Source organism: Endozoicomonas sp. SESOKO4 (genome assembly GCF_024606275.1).
The window spans coordinates 1-1187 of the sequence record NZ_JAHHPS010000685.1; the positions used below are offsets into that span (position 1 = coordinate 1).

Genomic DNA, 1187 nt, shown 5'->3' on the forward strand with positions numbered 1-1187 from the left:
AAGGTCTGCAAGAATGCTGAATCCTTCTCGTCTCACAAAAGCAAATACCACAGCGGGCAAAAAACCTGTGATATGTCCGTACTGGGGAAGGATGGTCAGCAGCGTGCGTGCGGAGCGGTTTGCAAGCATGCAAGAGCCCTGTTAACTCACAAAAGGCGTCATCGAAAACGCAAGCCTGTTGATGAGGATCAAAAAGTTGACCTCAGTCGCTGATCTGAAACCCGCCTTTTAATGAGCTGATCTATCCTTCCTCCCTATAAATTAGATTACATGGATAGAATGATTAAACACTCACTCATTGTGGCGCGGATTTTTCCGATATTATTGCTGGCTGTCGTTTGTCAGGGCGAACCGCAGAGAGAACGTTTTATTGTTGAGCTTGAACAGAAGACAGTGTTTCCAAATCAGAGCTTTTTTATAAGGCGTGACCAGCATAGATTGCCAGTCAACCCATCAGGCATCGCAGACACATACGGCTATGCAAGACTGGCTTCACCGCCTGATAAAGAACCTGATTACCGAGCAAAAACAACCATCATTGAGTCAATTTCATGGTGTTTGCTTTACGCCAAACAATTGTACGTGGGCTACGAACTGACCCCGACTTCCAAAGACGCCGCTCTGAGCTCTACCCCTTATTCATGGCTACCTGTAGAAATGGTTATCATAATCGGTTGGCTTTTAAAAAACTATTGCCCCCCCTATTCAGCGTCGTTTAACGCGATCGAACAACAGGAAGTGAGTCAGGATCACCCATTTGCCTCCATCACCGTAGTACCTGGCCCCACAAATAACCAACCATCGTACCAGTCATCAGAATCATCGTGGCAGCAAACCCCGAAAACCACCTCCCAACCTTCAGGCTCTTTCACTAGCCTCCACCAGTGTGCTGGCACTGGCGACGGTAAAAGAGGCCCTCAACAACCTCTGCATAGTCTGGGTTTACATTGTTTCGTCCTTCCCTGTCGTGGCATTTGTGCCTTCCGACCCTTATCCGATAACAGAGGGCCCACTGAATGGCTGCTGAATTCAGCAGAAAGTTCGGCAAGCAATCCTACACTCTCAATGAGTGCAGAAGCAGTCTTTACAAATGGTCCTACCGAGCTACTCAAGGATAATGTAACAAAGCAAGGGAATGTGCCTTTCACGGCTGACGACTGGTTAATAGTCAAAGGGTTACTCAATCT

General features: G+C 47.4%; 2 protein-coding genes. Both read left to right on the plus strand.

Annotated features, from left to right (window positions below):
- Positions 1-213: hypothetical protein (locus KDK16_RS13260; protein WP_257276492.1), on the plus strand; the 213-nt coding region annotated here is incomplete at its 5' end.
- 66 nt (positions 214-279) lie between these two features.
- On the plus strand, positions 280-1187 hold a 908-nt coding region (locus KDK16_RS13265; protein ID WP_257276493.1), incomplete at its 3' end, for a hypothetical protein.